General features: G+C 65.3%; 21 protein-coding genes. 14 read left to right on the plus strand and 7 right to left on the minus strand.

The features are described from left to right. Positions 1-66 precede the first annotated feature (66 nt). The 4 genes from CD04_RS0112290 to CD04_RS0112305 all read right to left on the minus strand — a co-directional run bounded on the left by CD04_RS0112290 (position 67) and on the right by CD04_RS0112305 (position 5,099). Positions 67-1,770: an IS1634 family transposase gene (locus CD04_RS0112290; RefSeq protein ID WP_031407186.1), complete on the minus strand. Its 1,704-nt coding sequence runs from the start codon at positions 1,768-1,770 to the stop codon at positions 67-69. Between the two features lie 444 nt (positions 1,771-2,214). After that, complete coding sequence (locus CD04_RS0112295; RefSeq protein WP_038167769.1) at positions 2,215-3,339, minus strand: porin; 1,125 nt, start codon at positions 3,337-3,339, stop codon at positions 2,215-2,217. A 293-nt stretch (positions 3,340-3,632) separates the two neighbouring features. Further along, entirely contained in the window at positions 3,633-4,820 is a 1,188-nt protein-coding gene (locus CD04_RS0112300) for a porin (protein ID WP_031407190.1), read from the minus strand. Between the two features lie 87 nt (positions 4,821-4,907). After that, positions 4,908-5,099, minus strand: a complete 192-nt coding sequence (locus tag CD04_RS0112305) for a hypothetical protein (RefSeq protein WP_031407192.1) — start codon at positions 5,097-5,099, stop codon at positions 4,908-4,910. Positions 5,100-5,124: 25 nt separating this feature from the next. Between CD04_RS0112305 and coq7 the strand changes: the two genes are divergently transcribed. Continuing rightward, complete coding sequence (coq7, locus tag CD04_RS0112310; RefSeq protein ID WP_369792829.1) at positions 5,125-5,751, plus strand: 2-polyprenyl-3-methyl-6-methoxy-1,4-benzoquinone monooxygenase; 627 nt, start codon at positions 5,125-5,127, stop codon at positions 5,749-5,751. Positions 5,752-5,769: 18 nt separating this feature from the next. Here coq7 and CD04_RS0112315 read toward each other — a convergent pair whose 3' ends face one another. After that, complete coding sequence (locus CD04_RS0112315) at positions 5,770-6,207, minus strand: OsmC family protein (RefSeq protein ID WP_031407196.1); 438 nt, start codon at positions 6,205-6,207, stop codon at positions 5,770-5,772. A 417-nt stretch (positions 6,208-6,624) separates the two neighbouring features. Between CD04_RS0112315 and ilvA the strand changes: the two genes are divergently transcribed. Continuing rightward, complete coding sequence (ilvA, locus tag CD04_RS0112320; RefSeq protein ID WP_031407198.1) at positions 6,625-8,172, plus strand: threonine ammonia-lyase, biosynthetic; 1,548 nt, start codon at positions 6,625-6,627, stop codon at positions 8,170-8,172. A gap of 18 nt (positions 8,173-8,190) precedes the next feature. On the opposite strand, the gene CD04_RS0112325 is transcribed toward ilvA, so the two are convergent. Beyond that, positions 8,191-8,718, minus strand: coding sequence for a type II secretion system protein N (locus CD04_RS0112325; protein ID WP_156030253.1), 528 nt, complete (start codon positions 8,716-8,718; stop codon positions 8,191-8,193). Between the two features lie 221 nt (positions 8,719-8,939). On the opposite strand from CD04_RS0112325, the gene gspG reads away from it, so the two are divergent. The 8 genes from gspG to gspN all read left to right on the plus strand — a co-directional run bounded on the left by gspG (position 8,940) and on the right by gspN (position 14,626). After that, the gene (gene gspG, locus CD04_RS0112330; RefSeq protein ID WP_031407202.1) at positions 8,940-9,398 is read left to right on the plus strand and encodes a type II secretion system major pseudopilin GspG; all 459 of its coding nucleotides are present in this window, start codon (positions 8,940-8,942) and stop codon (positions 9,396-9,398) included. Further along, complete coding sequence (locus CD04_RS21830) at positions 9,373-9,948, plus strand: GspH/FimT family pseudopilin (protein ID WP_038167771.1); 576 nt, start codon at positions 9,373-9,375, stop codon at positions 9,946-9,948. The genes gspG and CD04_RS21830 overlap by 26 nt, the downstream gene beginning before the upstream one ends. A gap of 7 nt (positions 9,949-9,955) precedes the next feature. Continuing rightward, positions 9,956-10,324: a type II secretion system minor pseudopilin GspI gene (gene gspI / locus CD04_RS0112340; RefSeq protein WP_031407206.1), complete on the plus strand. Its 369-nt coding sequence runs from the start codon at positions 9,956-9,958 to the stop codon at positions 10,322-10,324. Then, positions 10,324-11,016, plus strand: a complete 693-nt coding sequence (locus tag CD04_RS0112345) for a type II secretion system protein J (RefSeq protein ID WP_031407208.1) — start codon at positions 10,324-10,326, stop codon at positions 11,014-11,016. The genes gspI and CD04_RS0112345 overlap by 1 nt, the downstream gene beginning before the upstream one ends. Positions 11,017-11,018: 2 nt before the next feature. Then, positions 11,019-12,029, plus strand: a complete 1,011-nt coding sequence (gene gspK, locus CD04_RS0112350; protein ID WP_031407209.1) for a type II secretion system minor pseudopilin GspK — start codon at positions 11,019-11,021, stop codon at positions 12,027-12,029. Positions 12,030-12,071: 42 nt separating this feature from the next. Continuing rightward, the gene (gspL, locus tag CD04_RS0112355) at positions 12,072-13,235 is read left to right on the plus strand and encodes a type II secretion system protein GspL (RefSeq protein ID WP_031407212.1); all 1,164 of its coding nucleotides are present in this window, start codon (positions 12,072-12,074) and stop codon (positions 13,233-13,235) included. Further along, positions 13,235-13,768 (plus strand): type II secretion system protein GspM, encoded by a 534-nt coding sequence (gspM, locus tag CD04_RS21835; protein WP_038167775.1) that lies wholly within the window; start codon positions 13,235-13,237, stop codon positions 13,766-13,768. The genes gspL and gspM overlap by 1 nt, the downstream gene beginning before the upstream one ends. Positions 13,769-13,885: 117 nt before the next feature. Beyond that, a complete protein-coding gene (gspN, locus tag CD04_RS0112365; RefSeq protein ID WP_051849152.1) occupies positions 13,886-14,626 on the plus strand; it encodes a type II secretion system protein N in 741 nt (246 codons plus the stop codon). A 146-nt stretch (positions 14,627-14,772) separates the two neighbouring features. Here gspN and CD04_RS0112370 read toward each other — a convergent pair whose 3' ends face one another. Beyond that, positions 14,773-15,912, minus strand: coding sequence for an RNA-guided endonuclease TnpB family protein (locus CD04_RS0112370; protein ID WP_031407218.1), 1,140 nt, complete (start codon positions 15,910-15,912; stop codon positions 14,773-14,775). Between the two features lie 107 nt (positions 15,913-16,019). Here CD04_RS0112370 and CD04_RS24670 point away from each other — a divergent pair, with 107 nt between their 5' ends. Genes CD04_RS24670 through gspF form a run of 4 tightly spaced genes read left to right on the plus strand, consistent with a single transcriptional unit; the run spans position 16,020 to position 21,381 of the window. Beyond that, positions 16,020-17,216, plus strand: a complete 1,197-nt coding sequence (locus CD04_RS24670; protein WP_038167778.1) for a secretin N-terminal domain-containing protein — start codon at positions 16,020-16,022, stop codon at positions 17,214-17,216. Beyond that, positions 17,195-18,682, plus strand: a complete 1,488-nt coding sequence (locus CD04_RS24675; protein WP_051849153.1) for an AMIN domain-containing protein — start codon at positions 17,195-17,197, stop codon at positions 18,680-18,682. The genes CD04_RS24670 and CD04_RS24675 overlap by 22 nt, the downstream gene beginning before the upstream one ends. A 12-nt stretch (positions 18,683-18,694) precedes the next feature. Then, entirely contained in the window at positions 18,695-20,119 is a 1,425-nt protein-coding gene (gene gspE, locus CD04_RS0112385; protein WP_031407223.1) for a type II secretion system ATPase GspE, read from the plus strand. Between the two features lie 47 nt (positions 20,120-20,166). Continuing rightward, entirely contained in the window at positions 20,167-21,381 is a 1,215-nt protein-coding gene (gene gspF / locus CD04_RS0112390) for a type II secretion system inner membrane protein GspF (protein ID WP_031407225.1), read from the plus strand. The last annotated feature ends 1 nt before the right edge of the window (position 21,382 follow it).

The following is a 21,382-nucleotide window of genomic DNA, read 5'->3' on the forward strand; positions in this document are numbered from 1 at the left end:
ACCCGACTTCGACACTTCCGGAACGCAAGTTATTGATTGCATTGAAAGCAAGCTTCCAAACGCAGACTACAGGACAGGGGCAGGAAGGTCGGCCGGTATGGGAGTTGGCAGTGACAGGTCGGCGAACAGGGCCTTTTGTGCAGGCGTGATCTCGGTGAGTCCGGTGGCGGTTTCGCCGTCAGCGGATTGGACTGTCTGCTGGTGGATGGCGCGCAATTGCTCGAGCCAGCGGGTCGGCGAGCCCTCGCGCCCGGCGGCGCGCAGCCGCATGCGCATGACGCGGTGCAGGATCAGCGCGATGAAGCAGATCAGCGCATGGGCGCGGATGCGCCTGGGCAGGCGGTGGTAGACCGGGCCGATGGCGATGTCGGATTTGAGCACGCGGAAGCCGCGCTCGATGTCGGCCAGGCTCTTGTAGCGCTGCACCACCTCGTCGGCTGGCGCATCGGTGTTGGTCACCAGCAAGAGCTTGCCGTCGAGCAATTGCAGGTACTGCTTGCGCGCTTCGTCGATTTGAAAGCTGAACAGCTTGCCCTGAAGGTCGACTTTGACCACGTGGGCCATGTTGGCTTCTTTGACCGCGTGATAGAAACGCGCTGTCGCCCCCGAGTCTGATAGCGGCCGCCCGCGCCGGCGCTCTCCAGCGTCCTGCGCGTCGAGGGTTCCGCTCCACTGCTGGCCCAGCGCGATGAGTTCGGCAAGCTGCTCCTCGCGCTGCTGGCGGCGGCGCGCGGCACCCTCCGGGTCGTGCGCGACGACCAGGCGCTGCTGTTTCCACGGCAACTGCGCCGCCCAGGGTTTCGTGCTGTCCTGGGTCGCGGCCAACGTGCGCAGATCGTCGGCGAACTCGCCGTAGCGCGCAGCCGGCACGGCCAGGATGTACTGCACCTCGACGTCGCGCCCCTCGGTGCGCAATGCGTCCTGCAGCGCGCCGAGCTCCTTGAGGTTGTCCAGGCTGAGCAGTCCGCGATCGGCAATCAGCACCACGCGCTTGAGCGGGTAGCGCGCCAACAGTGCGCGAATCATGGGCAGCAGTGTCCTGGCCTCGGCCGTGTTGCCGGGGTGGACCTCGTGGGCGATGGGCAGCCCGTCGGCGGTCTGCACCAGCGAGAGCATGAATTGACGCTCCACCTTGCCCGACTTGCCCATGCCGTGCACGCGCACGTCGCCGGGCAGTTCGCTCTCGCCGGCAACGCTCACCGTCGTGAGGTCGTAGAACACCACCGACAGATCCTGATCGACCAGCGGGCGCAGCAGCATCGACAGCCTCTCGCCAAGGGCGCCGGCGTGCTCGTCGATCACGTCCATCGCCCGCAGCAGGTGCTGGTGCTGCGGCGCCTGCGAGAAGGCGAACTCCACCGGCAGGGCCACCGTGTCCAGCCAGCGCAGCACGCCGAGCTTGCTCTGCGCGTCGCTGAGGCGGTTCCACACCATGGCGCGCAGGCACCCCAGCACGTCGACCTCGGTCTTGGACCTGCGCCAGGCGCCGGCCAGCTCATCGAGTTCGAGCTGTTTCCACAGCTGCGCCAGCGCCCACACGTCGCCGGCCTGGCGGCTGGCCAGAAAGCGCAGCCCTTGCAGCGACGAAGCTGCAGGAGCGCGACCCTGGGCGCGCTGCAGTCCGGCGATGAGCTTGTCCACGTCGCCCCCGACGTCCAGACGACCCAGCGTGCACACCGTGCGCTGACGCGGCTGACCGGCGTCGTTGCGAAACGATTCCACGAGCTGGGCGTAGCGCCGACCGCCGGACTGGGTGATCTTGATGAACATGGCCGAAGTGTAGCTGGCGCGCTCCGCGAAATCAACTACACAACAGTTACAAACGTGCCACTACACGCAATCAACGAGAAACGGCCTCACGGTGCACTCAAGTCATTGATTCAACACGCCCCGGTCGGCGTGCAAGCGCCGCGCACAGACCAAAATCGGCCCGGAAGTGTTGAACTTGGGGGGCATTGACCAAAGTGCGCGTCTTGCGCCTCACCCAGCGTGACGCCGCCTGACCGCGCCCCTTACTTCCGGCCAGCGCTTTGCGATCCGGCTTCCTCCAGACCCTTGGCCGCCTGCGAAACCTTGGCGCTGGCTAGCGATTCCCCCTTACGCGGTGTGTACAGAACTTCGTACCTGCGAGTGTGTGCGCCCGTGCCGGGCGCACACAAAAAAAGCCGCCCGAAGGCGGCTTTTCAAACACTAGCTAAACCAGCTTGCTGCTGATCAGAACTGGTGACGGATGCCAAGGGCGAAGCCGCTGGAAGAGGCACCGCCAACCGTGCCGCTGCCGGCAATGGTCGCATCGCCCACGTACTGGTCGACGTTCGTATCGTTGTTGATACGCGCGTAGGACGTGTACAGGTTGGTGCGCTTGGACAGCGAGTAGGTGTACCCGATGGCGATCTGCTTGGCAGCCGAGTTCGCCAGGTTCTTGTTCTTGATCTGGCTGTAGGAGGCGAGGATCGCGCCAGGACCAACGGGAACGGTGGCGCCGAGCATCCACACCTGGTTGTCAGGACCTTGCACGGGTTGGTTCGTCGCATACTTCTCTTCCGCATACAGCCCGGAGATCTTGGCCACGCCGAAGTCATACGAACCGAACACCTGGGTCAGCTTGTTGGTGTCATAGCCGTCGGTGATGAGACTCCCTGCGCCAGGTGTCGCGTTGTGGTGCAGATAGCCAACGCCGGCGAAGATCGGACCGTTGCTGTACTTCAGGCTCAGGTTGTAACCTTGGCCGTTGGCGTTACCCGTCGATTGGCCACCGAAGGCATAGGCTGCCACGCCTTGCAAACCGGCGAAGCTCGGGGACACATAGGCCAGCACTTGCGACGCGCGGACGTAGGTCAGAGCACCGGTGTCGATGTTGGTGATGGAGCCCGTCAGGCCAGCACCGAACGGATCCACGGTGGCTGCGTTGGTGAAGTAATCGGTGTACACGCGGCCGGCGACCACTTCACCGAAGTTGCCCTTCAGGCCGACCATGCTCGTGCGCCCCATGAACGTGCTGCCGCTGGTGCAATAGCTGCCGAGGGCTTGGGCTTGTGCGCCTTGGGTCGGAGCAAAACCATGGTTGTAGACGTCGCTACCAGCGCCGTTACCGTTAGCACAAAAACCGGTTTCGACCTGGAAAATCGCGGACAAGCCGCCACCCAGGTCTTCGCTACCCTTCAGGCCGATGCGCGAGCCGGACTGGACGCCGGAGCCCAGACGATTGACGCTGGTGTTGTCATAGGTCAGATGCTCGACGCCGAGGTCGATGATGCCGTACAGCTGCACGTTGCTCTGGGCCATGGCAGCGCCGGTGAAGGCGCCGAACATCGCCAGCGAAAGAATGGTTTTTTTCATGTGAACATCTCCAGAAAATTGTTGGACAACCTGCCCGGGACTGCGGACTTGCGTTGCGAACTGCCAAACCGGCAGTCACGTTCGCCAACTCCTGGATAGGAGCTGGGTGTATTTCAGCAAAGAATCAAAAGCAGTGCAAAGCATGCGACCAAGAAAAGCCTCGATCGCCCCAAATTGTTGGTTCATTGCCACAAAGCCTTGCCCTACGGGTTACCCCTGACGACAGGCAAGCACCCAGACACCATGAAAAAGCCGCCCGAAGGCGGCTTGGTTCGAGCGACTGGCAAGCTTGCTCAGAACATGTGGCGAATGCCCAAGGCAAAGCCGCTGGAGCTCTGCCCGCCCAGGGTCCCTTGGTTCATGAAGCCGTTGTCGCCGACATATTGGTCGACTTTGCTGTCGTTACTGATGCGCGCATAGGACGTGTACACGTTGGTGCGCTTGGACAGCGGATACGTGTAGCCGAGGGCGTACTGCCGCGCCTGGGTATCGGCAACATTGCTGTCCTTGCGTTGCGTGTAGGACGCCAGCAAATGTCCGGGTCCGACGGGAACGGTCACGCCCAGCATCCAGACTTTCAAATCAGGTGCCTGGTTGGCGCCCGAGTAGATCAGGCCCTCGCCATACTTCTGCTCGGAATACAGGGCGGTGACAGTCGCAACGCCAAAGTCATACCCGCCATAAATCTGGGTGATTTTGTTCGTGAAACTGTCGCCACTGTCGACCGTCTGTGCTGAACCGAACTCCTTGGCGAGAAAGGTGTAGGGGTCATAGGTTTTCGCTGCGGTCTGGTTGTGGTGCAGATAGTCGAGGCCAGCCAGGATCGGGCCATTCTTGTAGTTGACGTTGAGCTCGTAGGCTTGTCCGTTGGAGTTACCCACGGACTGCGCGCCAAAGGCGTAAATCAGGCCGGCCGTCAGTCCAGAGAAATTCGGGGTGATGTAACCCACGGCCTGCGACAGACGCACGTAGGTGTAGCCTGCGGGATCGATGTTCTTGATCGCGCCAGTCATGCCGGTTCCAAACGGGTCAACCGTGACGAGGTTGTCATAGTTGAAACTGTAAAACCGGCCTGCCTCGAGCGTTCCGAAACCACCCTTGAGGCCGAGCACGCTCAGGCGTCCCATGAAGTTGCCACCGGAACAATAGCTGCCCCCAGCCTGGTATTGGGCGCCTTGGTCGACGCCGGTGTACACCAACGTCTTACTCGGAGCGGGGGACCCGACGTCGTTGCCGTTGGCGCAAAATCCCGTCTCAGCGGTAAAAAAGGCGCTCAAGCCGCCGCCAAGGTCTTCGGAGCCGCGCACACCGATGCGGTCGGTCGACTGCGCACCGCTGCTCAACCGGTTGACGCTGCTGTTGTCGTAGCTCAGGTGCTCGACGCCCATGTCAATGATGCCGTAAAGCTGGACATGGCTTTGCGCCATGGCTGCGCCTGTGAAGGCGCCGAACATCGCCAGCGAAAGAATGGTTTTTTTCACAAATGTCTCCCAGGATGAAGCCAATCGGGTTGCGTGCTGTGGAGGTCATGGGCTCACGACCAGTGGTGACCATAAGTGAGGACTTGTTCAAGCGCAAACACGCAAATACCGGAACGAGTATTCTGGCAAGGTAATCTGTTGCATGTCGGCGACGCCAATCGGCTGGAATTTGATGGCCCGCAATGTCTCGCGGTCAGCGCCGCCGGCGGCGCCGGATTTGCAGCCGCGCGCCTGATTGATTGCAACGCCCGTTGCGACCTTCTGGAAGGATTCCGTCATGGATGACACTCACCTCGAATCTTCGCTGCCGGACCGGCTCATCATTGCTGCCGACAACGCCCTGAAAACGCTCGCCGGCGGTTTGCATCCCTCGCGACCCACGCCGCAGACCCCACTTGCGGCCAGTGCCGTGCTATCGGATGCCGAGCGCACCTTGTCGGGCCAGCTGATGCGGATCAACCATGTCGGGGAGATTTGTGCGCAGGCGCTGTATCAAGGCCAGGCGCTCGCCACGCGTGACGCGAGCTTGCGCGCACATCTCCTGCAGGCGTCTCGCGAGGAGGGTGACCATTTGGCGTGGTGCGCGCAGCGTTTGCGCGACCTGCAGTCACGACCCAGCCTGCTCAATCCACTTTGGTACGCCGGAGCATTCGCACTGGGGCTGCTTGCCGGGCGCGCCGCGGGCGACAAAGTGAGCCTGGGGTTTGTTGTGGAGACCGAAAACCAAGTCGAGCAGCACTTGGCTGGGCATCTCCAGAGCCTTCCGCAAGCTGACGTCGAGTCACGCGCCGTGGTCGAGCGCATGAAGGACGATGAAGTCGCCCACGCCCAGGCGGCGCAAAAACTGGGGGCGACCACCTTGCCACCCCCGGTGCGGTGGGCGATGCGCGCTGCAGCCAAAGTCATGACGACGACAGCGCGATGGATGTAGGGCGCTTGCGAGGAGCCGTCAAACCTCAACAATGTCGACGCTGTGCGTGATGGCGGCAGTCGCGGCCAGCATCGCGGTTGCTGAACAGTATTTTTCTTCCGACAGCTGCACGGCACGCTCGACGGCGTCGGGCTGGAGCCCCTTGCCGCTCACGGTGAAATGCAAGTGGATGCGGGTGAAGACCTTGGGGTCGGTCGCGGCACGCTCAGCCTCAAGCTTGACGCTGCATCCACGCACATCCTGCCGTCCCTTTTTCAGGATGAAGACCACGTCGTAGGCGGTGCAACCACCGGCGCCTGCGAGGACCGTTTCCATGGGCCGAGGCGCACGGTTATGGCCACCAGGGTCACCCGAGCGCGCGGCTGGCGCGCCGTCCATGGCAAGGGTGTGTCCACTGCCGGTTGTCGCGACGAAAGCCATGCCGTCGCTTCCCATCCACTGCACTGTGCATTCCATGATGAATCGAGACTCCCTACGCGTTGGTGGTGTACAGCGCGGAGCATGTTGTTGCAACGCAACACGATCCCTCGCACGGGTTTGGCAACCTGATTGGAAGCTGGAGAGGATCAAGCAAAGAATCCCACCTGATCATCTCTAACTCTTTGTTCTCCATATGCTTTTTATATAAGTCTATACTGATTCTCTGAAATACCTGAGTTTGCCGCAGGGTTTTGCATCGCAACAGGAAGATCGCTTATGATTTGCTCACGTTGATTGTTGTTGATCAACACCCCTTGTCTCCTCCACCCTCCTCCTTAGGTGGATTCCAACCCAGGCGCCGAGCCTGGGTTTTTTTTGCGCGCGACGAAACCCCAGGGCCGTCGCCCCACGGCTTTCTAGAATGGTGGCTTTCGTTCCGTCCCCAGGCCGTCCGTGACCAAGAAGGATACTGATTATCTGCGGCGCATCCTCACCGCGCGCGTGTATGACGTGGCGCATGAAACGCCGCTCGAGCCTGCTCGCGTCCTGAGTCGGCGACTGCACAACAAGGTTCTTTTCAAGCGCGAGGACCAGCAGCCTGTGTTCAGTTTCAAGCTGCGCGGCGCTTACAACAAGATGTCGCACTTGAGCGAGGACGAGCGCAAGCGCGGAGTGATTTGCGCCTCGGCAGGCAACCATGCGCAAGGCGTGGCCCTGTCGGCCCACAAGCTCGGTTGCCGCGCGGTGATCGTGATGCCCTCGACCACGCCCAAGGTGAAAATCGACGCGGTACGGGCCTTCGGCGGCGCGAATGTGGACATTGTGCTGGAAGGCGAGAGTTACAGCGATGCCTATGCGCATGCGCTGACCGTGCAGGACGAACAGGGCCTGACCTTCGTGCACCCGTTTGATGACCCCGATGTGATCGCGGGGCAGGGCACCATCGCCATGGAAATCCTGCGCCAGCACCAGGGGCCGATCCATGCGGTGTTCTGCGCCATCGGCGGCGGCGGACTGGTCTCAGGCGTGGCAGCCTACATCAAGGCGGTGCGCCCGGAAATCCAAGTGATTGGCGTGCAAACGACAGACTCCGACGCCATGCTCCAAAGCGTGCGCGCAGGCAAGCGCGTGGAACTGTCCGACGTCGGCCTGTTCGCCGACGGCACTGCCGTGAAGCGTGTGGGCGTGGAAACCTTTCGCCTTACGCGCGAGTTGGTGGACGATTTTGTCGTGGTCAACACCGACGAGGTGTGCGCGGCGCTGAAAGATGTATTCGAGGATACGCGCAGCGTGCTGGAGCCCTCGGGCGCCATGTCGGTGGCGGCGGTGAAGCAGTACGTGGCTACGCACAAGCTCAAGGGCGAAACGCTGGTCGCCATCACCTGCGGCGCGAACATGAATTTTGATCGGCTCCGCTTCGTGGCCGAGCGCGCTGAAGTGGGCGAAGCGCGCGAGGCGCTCTTTGCGGTCAACATCCCCGAGCAACCGGGCAGCTTCCGCAAGCTCTGCGCGCTGCTGGGCAATCGTGCCGTCACCGAATTCAATTACCGCATGGGCGACCCCGAGCAGGCTCATGTCTTTGCCGGCATCGGTGTCGGCGGTCGGGACGATGCGCGGCGCATGGCCCAGACGCTCGAACGCGCCGGCTACGCCACGCTGGACCTGACCGACGACGAACTCGCCAAGCAGCACGTGCGGCATCTGGTGGGTGGGCATGCCCCGCGAGACAGCAGCGGGCAGACCCTTGCCGTCAACGAGCGCCTGTTTCGGTTTGACTTTCCGGAACGCCCGGGTGCCCTCATGCGCTTTCTGGAGCACCTCAAACCGGACTGGAATATCAGCCTCTTTCACTACCGCAACCAGGGCGGGGATGCCGGGCGCGTTCTGGTCGGCATTCAGGTGCGCCCAGCCGATCACAAGCGCTTCAGCCAATTTCTCGGCACCCTGGGCTATGCCTACGTTGAGGAAACCGACAACCCGGTGGTCCAGCTCTTTCTTTAGGCTGCGCAGCGTTCCCCGTCAGGGCTGCGGTCGCGGCGTGAACCCCGGCGCCAAGTTGGGCAAAAAACTCGCGCCGGCGCGCCCTGGCGCCGGCGCAGTTTGAGGCTGGGCAAATGCTGCTGGCCCTGCCAAGGTGGGCGTGCTTGGAGCGCCTGGATTCGGCTGCACCTTGAGTTCGATGCGCGCGCCGTCCTGCTGCAGGACAGCCTGACCATACGCCGTTGAGTCGAGCCGCACCCCTTGGGCCACCTCTGCACCCACGGCAACGGCACGTGGAGGCTTGCCGTCGACCCCGATGAGCGCGGCGCCGGCCTGCGAGCCGCCGCCAATGACACCCCACAGACGGAACCGCGCCGGGGCTGCAGCCGCCTTTTCGTGGCCTGACGCCGCAGCGCCGAACAGCCGCGGCGCCGCGGCGGCTAGCGTGTCCGCGTCAAGACGGCCCACTTCTCGGGCGTCCGCCGGCACCGGCAGCGGGCGTGCGAGCAGACGCAGCCCCCAATAGCCGATGCTTGCTGCGGCGGCAAACGCCAGCAGCAAACTCACAAACCAAGCCAGGCGCAAGGAGGCTGCCGAAGGCGCGTCCGAAGACGGGCCGCCCGCTGCAGACGCGGGGGAGAAAGAGGATAGGAGCGCAACCATAACGCTCGTATTATGGCCGCCTCACGCGAACAGGTCCTCGCGCGCACCGCACCGGCTCCGATCCCGATGACTCGCGAGGATTTGGAATCTGGCCCAACCGAGTGGCCACCCACGGACGCCCAAGCATGACCCAAGCCCCACTATTCCTCTCCGCCCAGCCCCAGCCCACAAAGCGCCGCGCGCGCGGCTTCACGTTGATCGAGCTGATGGTCGTGTTGGTCATCATGGGCGTCCTGGCTGCGCTCATCGTGCCCAACATCCTCGGCCGCACCGATGAGGCGCGTGAAACCGCAGCCCGGACGGATATCGCCACAATCATGCAAGCCATCAAACTGTACAAGCTCGATAACGGGATGTACCCCACGCAGGAGCAGGGTCTTCAAGCGCTCGTGGTCAAGCCCGCTGCGCCGCCCATCCCGACCAACTGGAAACCCTACCTCGAAAAGCTACCGACCGATCCCTGGGGCCGCCCGTACCAGTACCTCAACCCGGGCGTGAAGGGCCCGGTGGACGTGTTCAGCTACGGCGCCGACGGCAAGCCCGGAGGTGAAGGTGCCAATGCCGACATCGGCAGCTGGCAATAGCGCTGGGCCAGCACGGCGCGGCCCGCGTGGCTTCACGCTGGTCGAGTTGTTAGTCACGCTCCTGGTGATGGCCCTGCTCACCGGGCTTGCCGCGCTGGCTCTGCCGCAAAGCGGGCAGGAAAGCATGCAACGCGAAGCTGAGCGTCTGGCCGCGCTGCTGGATGCAGCGCGCGAGCAAGCCGCCGACCGCGGCGAACCCCTGGCTTGGGCACCGGGCTCGGACGGCTACACCTTCCTGCAGCCATCCCCAAGGGGGTGGATTCCGCTGGACAATCCACCCCTTGCAGCGCGCGCCTGGCAGTGGCTGGACGCGCGCGAAACCGTGCCCCCCACCTATCTGCCTCGGTCCAACACACCGACCGTGCAAGCCGGCGACGTGACCGTGCAAGCCAGTGGCGGGACGGCGGGGTTGGGCGCATCCCCGGGCTGGTTGGTCTTCGGCACCGAGCCCGTATCAGCGCCGATGGCGGTGACCTTGCACGGGGATGGCCGCGTCATCACCATCGCCAGCGACGGTCTGGCGCCCTTTGCCGTGCAAAGCGCGCGCTGAAGCCATCATGCGCACCCGCCGCCACGCCACGGGCTTCACGCTGCTGGAGGTGCTCGTGGCATTGGCCGTGGTGGCCATTGCCCTGCTGGCGGCCATGCGTGCCTCGGGTGGCCTGCAGGACAACGCCCAGCGCTACCACCAGGCAGTGCTTGCGCAGCAATGCGCCGAGAACTTTCTCGTCGAACAGCGCCTGACCCGCAACTTTCTTCCGGTGGGCCAAAGCACATCCACGTGCACCGAGGCCGGCACCAGCTTCACGCTCGACGTGGACGTGCAGCCGACGCCCAACCCGAACTTCCGCCGTGTCGACGTCCAGGTGCAGCAGGCCTCGGGCTGGACAGCGTGGAACGTGGTGACCATCATCGGGAATCTGTGATGCACCGCCCTCCACGCTCCGCCGGCTTCACGCTCATCGAGTTGCTTGTGGCAGCGCTCATCCTGGCCGTGATGGCGGGCCTTGGCTGGCGCGGCCTGAACAGCGTGGCCCAGGGTCGCGACGCGGCCAGTGTGCGCATGCACGCCGCCGAGCAGCTGTCGCTGGCCATGCGCCAACTCGCCGATGACCTGAACGCCGCCAGCGACGAGGGAGCGGGTCTACCCGCGGTGAGCCTGGGCGGCAATGGCGACCTGCTGATCGTGCGCCGCGCGCCGCAAGCGCTCGGCGCTGATGTGCGCGCGTGGCCGGGCGCGCAGACTCCATCGGACGCGGGATTGTTAGAAGTGGCGCGCTGGGGGCTGCGCGACGGCAGCTGGATGCGCTGGGCGAGCGCCCCTACAGCCTTGCGCGGCATGCTGCTTGGCGCGATGCAAAGCCCACAGGGCCAGCCGCTCGCCGCGCTGACCGACATCACCGACGTGCGCATTCTGGTGTACCGCTATGCCGGGCTGGGCCTTCTGGCGCAGACCGGCGCGTGGGTGAACCCCTACACGGCATCGAACGCCACGGGCAACAGTCCTCAGGCCATCGCACTACGCACCCCGGCAGCGCTGCGCCTCACGCTGCAAAGCGCCGCGCCGGACCTGCAGGGCATGATCATGCGCGAATTCCTGCTGGAAAACCGACAGTGACGATGCCGCGCAGCCGATCCGGGGGCGCCGCGCTGATCACCGCGCTGCTGATCGCCGCGCTGGCCGCCGTGATGGTGTCGGGCATGCTCTGGCATCAGTGGGGGGCGATCAGCCGCGAGCAGACCGCCAAGGAGGCGACGCAGGCGCGCTGGATCCTGCGCGGCGCGGTCGACTGGGCTCGGCTCATCCTTCGCGAGGATGCGCGCAATTCCAGCGTGGATGACCTGAGCGAACCCTGGGCCGTGCCGCTGGCCGAGTCGCGCCTGTCGACGTTCCTCGCCGCGCGCGGGCAAAGCGCTGGCAGCTTGCCCGATGCATGGCTGGAAGGTCATATCACGGATGCCCAGAGCCGTTTCAACCTGGCCAACCTTGCTCCCGCAGGTCGTCCCGACCCGGTGGCCGCAGCCATCTTCGCACGGCTCTGCGCAACGCTGGGTGTCGGTGACGGGCCGCTCAATGCAATCGCCTCCGGCATCGCCTCCAGCGCCTCGATCGCGCAATCGGCCGCGCTCACACCAACCCCGGCCGCGGCGGCCTCGCTGCCTTCGGCACAAACTGATGGGTCCGGCTCGACACTGCCGCTGCGCGATTTGCAGGACGTCGCGCGCTTGTCCCCCGAGGTGGCGGCCGCCCTGCCCCAGCTCGCCCCTTATGTCACGCTGCTGCCCCAGCCCACGCCCGTGAACGCCAACACGGCCAGTGCCACGGTCCTCGCTGCCGTGCTCGATCTCTCGGCTGATGCGGCCGCGCGCCTGGTGCAGGTGCGCAAACGGGCGTACTTTCGCAGCACCGCGGACATCACCACCGCCCTGGGCAAGCAGCCGGCGCCCACCATCAACCCCCTGCAAGTCGGCGTCAGCAGCAGCTTTTTTGACGCCACTGCAGCGGTGCGCATCGGCCAGTTTGCCTATGCCGAGCGTGCCTTGATCCAGCGTGTGGGCCTCCTCACCCAGGTGTTGCGCTTGCAGCGCGTGCCGCCTTGGCTTGCGCAGTCGCCGGCAGCGACCCCCTGACGGGAGCACGAACGCAGCACCCCGTCCCTACAATCCCCACGCATGAGTACCCTCGTCATCCGCCTTGCCCCCGGCAGCATGCACACTGCGCTGGACTATGTCCTGGTCGACGCCAGGGGACAGGCGACGGACAGCGGCCAGGCGCAGCCTGCGCTGCTTCCACGCGCGCAACGCGTGGTCGGGGTGTGGCCCGCCGAGCAGCTCACACTGCTGGCCTTGCAGTTGCCCGCCGTGCCGCCCGCCCGCCTGCGCGCAGCTCTGGCCGGCGCGCTTGAGGATCGATTGCTCGCAGACCCTGCAGCACAACATCTGGCCGCAGGCCCACGCGAAGCCGATGGCAGCGTGCGATTGGCTTGCGCGTGCTCACGTGAACCGCTGGCTGCCGCCATCCACAGCTTGGCCCAGGCTGGGCGCGAACCCGCGGCACTCGTGCCCGAACCCGCCTTGCTTGCCCCCGGCGAGGCTTGGCTGCAGGCGGCGCCCGAGGGGATGCGGCTGCTGTGGCGCGATGTCGAGGGGGAGGCCGCCTGGATGCATCTTCCGAGAGACGCTGCGCAGCCAGCACTCCTGCCTTCCCCCACCCGGGTGCTGGCCGAGCCCGCGCTCCAGGAGACTGTCACGCGCTGGTTTGGATCCGGTGTCGACACGGTGGCGCTGACACCGGCACAAGGGCTCGCGCGCGCTGCGGAGTCGGCGTGGAACCTGCGCCAGTTCGACCTGGCGCCACAGGCGGCGATGCAACGCGGCGCTGCCGGCTTGGCGCGCCAACTCGCAACGCCGGCGTGGCGCCGCGCCGGCCTTGTCGCCGCGGCTCTGGCACTCGTGCAGATCGTCGGGCTCAATCTCTACGCCATGAAACTGCGCCACGAGCGCAGCGCACTCCAAAGCCAAGTCCAGACCGTGGTCAGCCAAGCGCTGCCGGGGGCCCCGGCCATTCTGGATGCCCGCCTGCAAATGCAGCGCGCCCTGGACACGGCGCGATTGCGTGCCGGCAAGCCCGCCAGCACCAGCATCGAGGTCCTGATGGGCGCCGCCGCTCAAGTGCTGCCGTCCGATGCCTCCATCGGAAAGCTGGAGTACACCCCCGGCCAGCTCAAGCTCGCGGTGGCCCCGACTCTGGCCTCGGCCGCTCAGGCTCGTTGCGCAGTGCTCGGTCTGACGTGCAAGGCGGATGGCGGGATGCTCACCATTGGAGCGCCGGGCTGATGGCCAGCATCCCGAAGGCCCGAAACCTGCCTGGTGTCGCCGCAGCCTGGCGATCACGCTGGAGCGCCGTTTCGGCGCGCGAGCGGCGCCTGGTGCTCATCGCCGCAGCCGTGGTGGGTCTGGCCGTTTTGTGGCTGGCGCTGCTGCGCCCGGCCCTGCGCACCTTGGGAACAGCGCCTGGCGAGATCGCGCAACTGCAAACCACGCTGCGCGAAGCCCAGGCACAGGCGCAGGACCTCGCTACCCTGGCTGCGGCTCCGGCCGTCGCGGCCAAGGCCGGTGACCTGCGCCGCGCCGTGAGCGACTGGGTGCACGAGCATGACCCACAAGCTCAGGCGCAGATCACCGTGTTGCCGGGAAGCGTCACGCTGGATGTCAAGAGCATGAAACCGCAGACCGTGCTCGCGCTCGCGCAGGCCGCGCGCCGCGACTGGGGCGCAACCCTTGCGCAGGCGCAGCTTGTTCGCGGCGCGGATGGACTGATGGCGGGGCGTGTGCAGCTCTCCCAACAGCAAAGCGCAGGCAGCTCCTGATGCACCCCCGCAGACGTTGCCGGCCGTTGTGGGCAGGCCGCGCATCACCATGAGCCGCCACCCGCGTCGCCTTCCCCCGCATCGCGCTGGCCGCTATGGCTGAGCGCCCTGGCGGGCATGTTGTGGGCGCTTGTGGCCTTTGCTCCGGCGAGCTGGCTGGCCGGAGCTGCGGCAGCCGTGACGCAACAGCGTGTGCTGCTCGCCGATGCGCACGGCACCTGGCGCGACGGTTCGGCTCAATTCGTTCTGTCCGGGGGCTCGCAAAGTCGCGACGCCACGCTGGCTCCCGGACGGCTGTATTGGCACATCGCCCTTTCCGGCATCTGGCACGGGGCGCTGGGCGTTACCCTGGATTGGCCCGATTTGGCCGCAAAGCCGCTGGTGCTTTCGGCTCAGGCCAACATCGCAGGCTGGACCGTTCGGCAGCGCGATCCCGCGAACTGGCAGACGCAATTTCCAGCGGCTGTGCTCCAAGGCTTGGGCACTCCGTGGAATACGCTGGCCCTGCAAGGGCGTGTCGGTTTGGCCCTGCAACAGACCCGTCTGGAATCGTCTGCGGGCCGCCTGCGTCTGGATGGGCGTGTGCAGGTGGACGCTGCCGACATGACATCGCGCCTGAGCACTGTGGCCCCCTTGGGCACCTACCGTCTGCTGGTCGATGGTGACGGTGCGAACGCCAAAATTGCGCTGTCCACGCTCGCTGGCCCCTTGCTTCTGATGGGCACGGGGGTGTGGAATGGGCGACAGTTGCGGTTCGCCGGCTCGGCCCAGGCCGCCCCCGGTCAGGAACAGTCCTTGGCCAACCTGCTGAGCTTGCTGGGGCAGCGCGAAGGCGACAAGGTGCGCATTGCGTTGTAATCTGGAAGCCTTTTCCTTTTGCCGCCCCGAATCCACCACGCTTGGCCCTTCACCGACGCCTTTGCATCAAGCCCGAACCCAGCCTTGACTGCTCCCCGGCCTGAAGGCCGAAGATTCCCACTTCACAGAGCCCTGCCCATGCCGCTTTACAGCAACACAGGACTGACAGTCTCTCCATGGGCTGCTACCGCAAGTCCTGCGGCCAATACATTGCGCGCTGCGTTCACGTCGCGATCGTGGCGCGTGCCGCACTCCGGGCACGTCCATTCGCGCACGCTGAGCGGCATCCTGCCTTGCACATGGCCGCAGGCCGAGCAGGTCTTGCTGCTCGGGTACCAGCGGTCAATGCCAATCAGCGTGCGCCCATTCCACTGCGCCTTGTACTCAAGCTGCCTGACGAACTCTGACCAGCCTGCATCGCTGATCGACTTCGCCAAGCAGTGGTTGCGCTGCATGTTCGACACGGACAGCGTCTCGACGGCGATCACTTGGTTTTCGCTGATCAGTCGGGTCGAGAGCTTGTGCAGGAAGTCCCTGCGCGCGTCCGTGATGTGCGCATGCAGCGCAGCAACTTTCAACTTCAACTTCGCCCGGTTCTTCGAGCCGAGCTTGGCTCGCGCCAGCCGGCGCTGGCGCACGGCCAGTCGCGCTTCGCAGCGGCGAAAGGCCTTGGGGGATGCGACCTTCTCGCCACTGGAGAGGATCGCGAAGTGGGTGAGCCCCAGGTCGATGCCGACTTGGCCGGATGCGGCCTTCCTGGACGTGACCACGTCGTCGCACAGCATCGAGGCGAAGTACCGACCGGCCGCATCCCTGGAGATGGTCACGGTCGTGAGCTTGGCCGCCTGTGGCAAGGTGCGCGACCAGCGGATGTCCAGCGGCGCGTCCATCTTCGCCAGACGCAACTCGCGCCGGCCCGCGTCCCATCGGAATGCGCTGGTGGTGTACTCGGCCGCCTGCGGCCCGTCCTTGCGCTTGAAGGACGGGTACCGGGCTCGCTTGGCGAAGAAGTTCGAGAACGCGGTGTTCAGGTGCCGCAGCGCCTGCTGCACGGGCACGCTGCTGACTTCGTTCAGCCACGCATGCTCGGGCGTCTTTTTCAGCGCAGTCAGCGCGGCGGAGGTTTCGTGGTAGCCCACGCGCTCCTGGCGCTGCATCCAGGCGTCGCTGCGCAGTCGCAACATGTGGTTGTAAGCGAAGCGTGCGCACCCGAAGGTTCGAGCCAGTGCGTCAACTTGCTCGGGCGTCGGGTAGAAGCGAAAGCGATAGGCGCGCTTGACCTGCATGCTTCACATGCTATGCGTATTCCGTGTAAATTGTCAACACAGCACCGATCTTCGATCGGCGCTCCTTTCCTCCCCGCCCTAAACGGCGGGGTTTCTCGGAGCAACGGATGAGCACGAAGCGTGTACCACTCGACTCGAAGCCGAAACGCCTCCCCGGCCGCGCTCTCCCAGCGCTGCTGCTGGCCCTGGCCGGGTTATTGCCCCCGCCCGCCTGGGCCACGCCGCCCCGATCGCAGCGGGAGGCGAGCAGCCAGAAGCCAATGACCATCAATCTGGTGAACGCCGAGATCGCCAGCGCCGTGCAAGCGGTGGCTGCCGCGACCGGCCGCAATTTCATTGTCGATCCGCGCGTGAAGGGGCAGATCACACTGCAGTTCGAAAAACCGGTGTCCCCGCAGCATGTGTATCTCGCGTTGCTGACACAGTTGCGTCTGGCTGGCTACGCGGTCGTGGAGCACGAGGGTGTGTTCAAGGTCGTGCCCGAAGCCGATGCGCGCCTGCAGACCACGCCGGTGGGCGTGGGTAACACTTTGGGAGCCATTCCCGGGCGGGGCGACCAGGTGGTGACGCAAATCTTTCAGCTGCGCAACCAGGGGGCCAACAATCTGCTGCCCGTGCTGCGACCGCTGATCTCGCCCAACAACACCATCAATGTGGATCCTGGCAGCAATGCGCTGGTCATCACCGATTATGCGGACAACATGAAACGTCTGGCGCGCATCATTGCGGGCCTGGACGTACCCACGGGCAGTGAGGTGGACGTCGTGCCGTTGCGCTACGCGGTGGCCTCGGAGCTGGCGCCCACGCTGCAAAAGCTCATTGACATGCAGGCCGGCTCGACCCCAGGCGCGCCGGGTGCACCGGCTGCCGTCACGAGTGCCAACGGCATGCGCGCGGTGGTGCTGCCGGAGAGCAGCAGCAATGCGCTCATCATCCGCGCGGCCAATGGTGCGCAACTCATGCAGATCGAGCAGATGGTCAAGAAGCTCGATCGGCCGGATGACACGGACAACATTCATGTCGTCTACCTGCATAACGCCAATGCCGCCGACCTGGCGCGCACCTTGCGCGGCGTGCTGGCTGCAACTGGCGGCAGCCTGGGCTCCACGAGCGGGGGACGAAGCGGCCGCAGCACCCAACAAACGATCGGCCAAAGCAGCGCGCCCTCGACCCAGCAGGGCATGAGCAGCGGCAGCAGTGCCACCAGCCCCGGGCTGGGACAGACGCCGGAGTTCGCGCAATTGCAGGGTAGCGAGACCGTCACGCTTCCCGAGGGGGGTCGGTGCACGCCGACACGGCCCTGAATGCGCTCATCATCAATGCACCGCAGCCCGTGTACCAACAGCTGCGCGGCGTCATCCAGCAGCTCGACGTGCGCCGGGCCCAGGTGTACGTCGAGGCCCTCATTGCCGAGGTGGACGCCAACAAGGCCGCGCAACTGGGCATTCAGTGGCAAGCCATCGCGGGAAGCGCAGGCAATCAGAATGCCATCTATGGGGGCAGCAATTTCGGCACCGGCGGCTCCAACATCATCAACCTGCAAGCAGGCATCTCCGCAGGGGGGACGGCTGCCGGCACGGCCATTGCCAATGGGACCCTTGCCATCCCCAACGGCCTGAACATCGGCGTACTGCACAACGTGGCGGGCTTGGCCACGCTGGGACTGCTGGCCAATTTCCTGCAAACCCACGATGGCGCCAACATCCTGTCGGCTCCGAACCTGATGACCCTCGACAACGAGGACGCCAAGATCGTCGTGGGCCAGAACGTGCCGTTCATCACAGGCCAATACGCGCAGACGGGATCCACCGCCACGGTCACGCCCTTTCAAACCGTCGAGCGCAAGGACGTGGGGCTGACGCTGAAGGTGCGCCCCCAGATCACGGCCGGCGACACGATCAAGATGGATGTTTACCAGGAAGTGTCGAGTATCGCCAGCACCAGCAATTCGGCGGGGATCATCACCAACAAACGATCGATCCAGACCGCAGTGCTGGTCAACGATGGCCAGACGATCGTGCTTGGCGGCCTCATGCAAGACAATGTCAGCGAGAACAACAGCAAGATTCCTGGCTTGGGTGACATTCCGGGCCTGGGTGCGCTGTTTCGGTCCAACTCGCGGCAAATGCAGAAGACCGACCTGATGGTCTTCCTGCGGCCCATCATCGTGCGCACGGAAGGCGAAGGCAACACCATCAGCCAGCGCCGCTACGACAACATGCAAAATCTGCAGACGCAGAGCCAGTTGCCGTGGCAGCTGGGCATGCCCGACCTGCCTGGGCCCATCCTGCCCGAAATCACCCCGCTTCCAGGGGCAAGCACGACGCCGGCGGCCGCCGGCCCGATGGCCAACCAATCCCCTGCGGTCTTCCAGCCCGCGACCAGCCAGGCCCCTGCCCAGGGCGAAAATGTGCTGCGATCGGTGCAGGCCAGCACGCGTGCTGGCCTGCTCACCGTGCAACTCGACTTCGCGCAACCCCTGGCGGCGGCGCCAGCCGGCTTCACCATCGACCAGCCTGCGAGCATCGTGCTGGACTTTCCCGGTGTGGTCTCCGGCCTGGGCCGCAATGCAGTCAGCCTTGAACAAGGCGACTTGCGCTCGGCCAAGGTCGTGGAAGCGCAGGGCCGCTCACGCGTGATCCTCAATCTGCGCAGTCCGGCTCCCTACACCACAAGCATCGAAGGCACGCACCTTCTGGTGGAAGTGGGCAAGCCGAACACGCCACCGTCCGGCGCGAATCCTGGCACGGCCACGCCGCCACAGAACTGAGGGGTCAAAGGGGTGTCTTCGCGTTATCCACTGCCTTATGCGTTTTGCCGGGATCAGTCGCTGCTCGCCGAGCAGGACGGCTCCCGGCTCAAGCTCTGGGTGAGTGAGGCCACGCGCGCCGCAGGTCTGGCTGAGGTGCAGCGCGCGCATGCGGTCCAGGCGCTAGAGCGCATCACGGCCACGGAACTCCAGCAGCGCATCGGCGCTGCCTACGCGGCGCGCGATGGCAGCGCTGCCGAGGTGGTCAGCGAGGTCGAAGGCGATGTTGATCTGTCGCGCCTGATGCAGGATCTGCCCGCGGTGGAGGATCTGTTGGAGACCGCGGATGACGCGCCCATCATCCGCATGCTCAACGTGCTGTTCACCCAGGCCGCGCGTGATGGCGCCAGCGACATCCACATTGAGCCCTACGAGCAGAGTTCGGTGGTGCGCTTCCGCGTGGACGGCACCTTGCGTGACGTCGTGCGCCCGAACAAGGCGCTGCACGGTGCGCTCATCTCGCGCGTGAAGATTCTGGCCCAGCTCGACATCGCCGAAAAGCGCATGCCACAGGATGGGCGCATTTCCTTGCGCATCGGTGGACGTGCACTGGATGTGCGCGTGTCCACTTTGCCGTGCGCGCACGGCGAACGCGCAGTCATGCGGCTTCTGGACAAGTCGGCGGCGAAGCTCGATCTGCGCGTGGTGGGGATGGCTGAAGACATGCTGAGTCAGTTTGATGGGCTGGTGCGCCACCCGCACGGCCTGCTTCTGGTGACCGGACCCACCGGGAGCGGCAAGACCACCACACTGTATTCGACGCTCGCGCGCCTGGACGCTGCAACCACCAACATCATGACGGTGGAAGACCCCATTGAGTACGACCTGCCCGGCATCGGCCAGACGCAGGTCAATCCCCGCATCGACCTGACCTTCGCACGCGCCCTTCGCGCGATCTTGCGCCAGGACCCTGATGTGGTGATGATTGGCGAAATCCGCGATTTCGAGACCGCGCAGATCGCCATCCAGGCCTCGCTCACCGGCCACCTGGTGCTGGCCACGCTGCATACCAACGATTCGCCCTCAGCGGTCACGCGCCTCATCGACATGGGCGTGGAGCCCTTCCTGCTGGCGTCATCCCTCCTGGGCGTACTGGCCCAGCGCCTCGTGCGCCGGCTCTGCCCCGCCTGCAAGCGCCCCGCGGCCGATGGCAAGGCCTACGAGCCTGTGGGATGCGACGCGTGCAACCACTCGGGCTATACGGGGCGCACCGGCGTGTTCGAACTTCTGGTGGCCAACGACGCCATCCGCGCGGCAGTGCACGAACGCGCCAGCGAAGCCGAGCTGCGAAGACTGGCCGGTCTGACCGGCATGCGCACGATGCGCGACGATGGCATGCGCTGGGTGCAGGCGGGCGAAACCTCCTTGGCCGAATTGATGCGGGTGACACGAGAGTGATGCACCTGCCTTCCCGGCCTGCTGACCCCCGGTACGGTTGATCGCCCATGCCTGCGTACCGGTTCATCGCCCTGGATGCCACTGCGGTCGAGCAGCGTGGGGTGCTCGAAGCCGACAGCGCGCGCGGCGCACGCGGCATGCTTCGCGCACGCGGTCTGATCCCCATTGAAGTCGATGCGATCATCCCGGAGGCGGCGTCGAGTCAGGTTCGGCGCTTCAAGCGGCGGCTGCTCGCCCCCCAGGAGCTGGCACTGTTCACGCGCCAGCTCGCCGGGCTTCTGGTATCCGGGCTGCCTCTGGAGCGCGCCCTGGCCGCGCTTGCCGAAGACGCCGACCGCGCCGAAGTCGGCCACATGATGTCGGCCATCAAGAGCGAAGTCGCTGGCGGGCATAGCCTGGCCATGGCGCTGTCGCAACATCCGCGCGAGTTTTCGCCGATCTACCGCGCGCTCATCGCGGCGGGGGAAGACAGCGGGAACCTCGGCACCGTGCTGGCCAGCCTGGCCGATTATCTGGAAAGCAGCCAGGCGCTGCGTGGCAAGCTCATTCAGGCCATGGCCTACCCGGCGATCGTGGTGGTGGTGGCCATCACGGTGGTCGTGCTGCTCCTGACGTATGTCGTCCCTCAGGTGGTGGGCGTCTTTCAGGGTGCGCACCAGAAACTTCCCATCCTCACCCGCGGCCTCATCGCCGTCAGCGATTTCCTGCGGCACTGGGGCTGGGGCATTGTGGTGCTTCTGGTGGCCGGTGGCGTGCTGGCGCAGCAAGCGCTCAAGTTGCCGGGCCCGCGCGCGGCACTCGACGGTTTTCTTTTGCGCAGTCCGCTGCTGGGGCGGCTGGTGCGCGGGCTGAACACGGCGCGCTTTGCCTCGACCCTGGCCATCCTCACAGCCGCCGGCGTCCCGATCCTGCGCGCCCTGCAGGCCGCGATCGACACCCTGTCGAACACTGTGCTGAAGGCCGACGCCCAAGAGGCGCTGGCACTGGTCCGCGAAGGGTCCACGCTGTCAGCCGCACTGGCCCTGCACAAGCGCTTCCCGCCAGTGCTCATCACGTTCATCCGCCTGGGTGAACAGACGGGCACGCTGCCACAAATGCTCGACCGCGCGGCCGAGCAGCACGGCCAGGAGGTGCAGCGCCGCGCCTTTACCCTGGTGACCATCCTCGAGCCCCTGCTCATCCTGGGCATGGGTGTGCTCGTGCTTGTCATCGTGATGGCGGTGATGCTGCCCATTATCCAGCTCAACAACCTGGTGAAGTGAT

The organism is Thiomonas sp. FB-Cd (assembly GCF_000733775.1).
Lineage (GTDB): Bacteria > Pseudomonadota > Gammaproteobacteria > Burkholderiales > Burkholderiaceae_C > Thiomonas_A.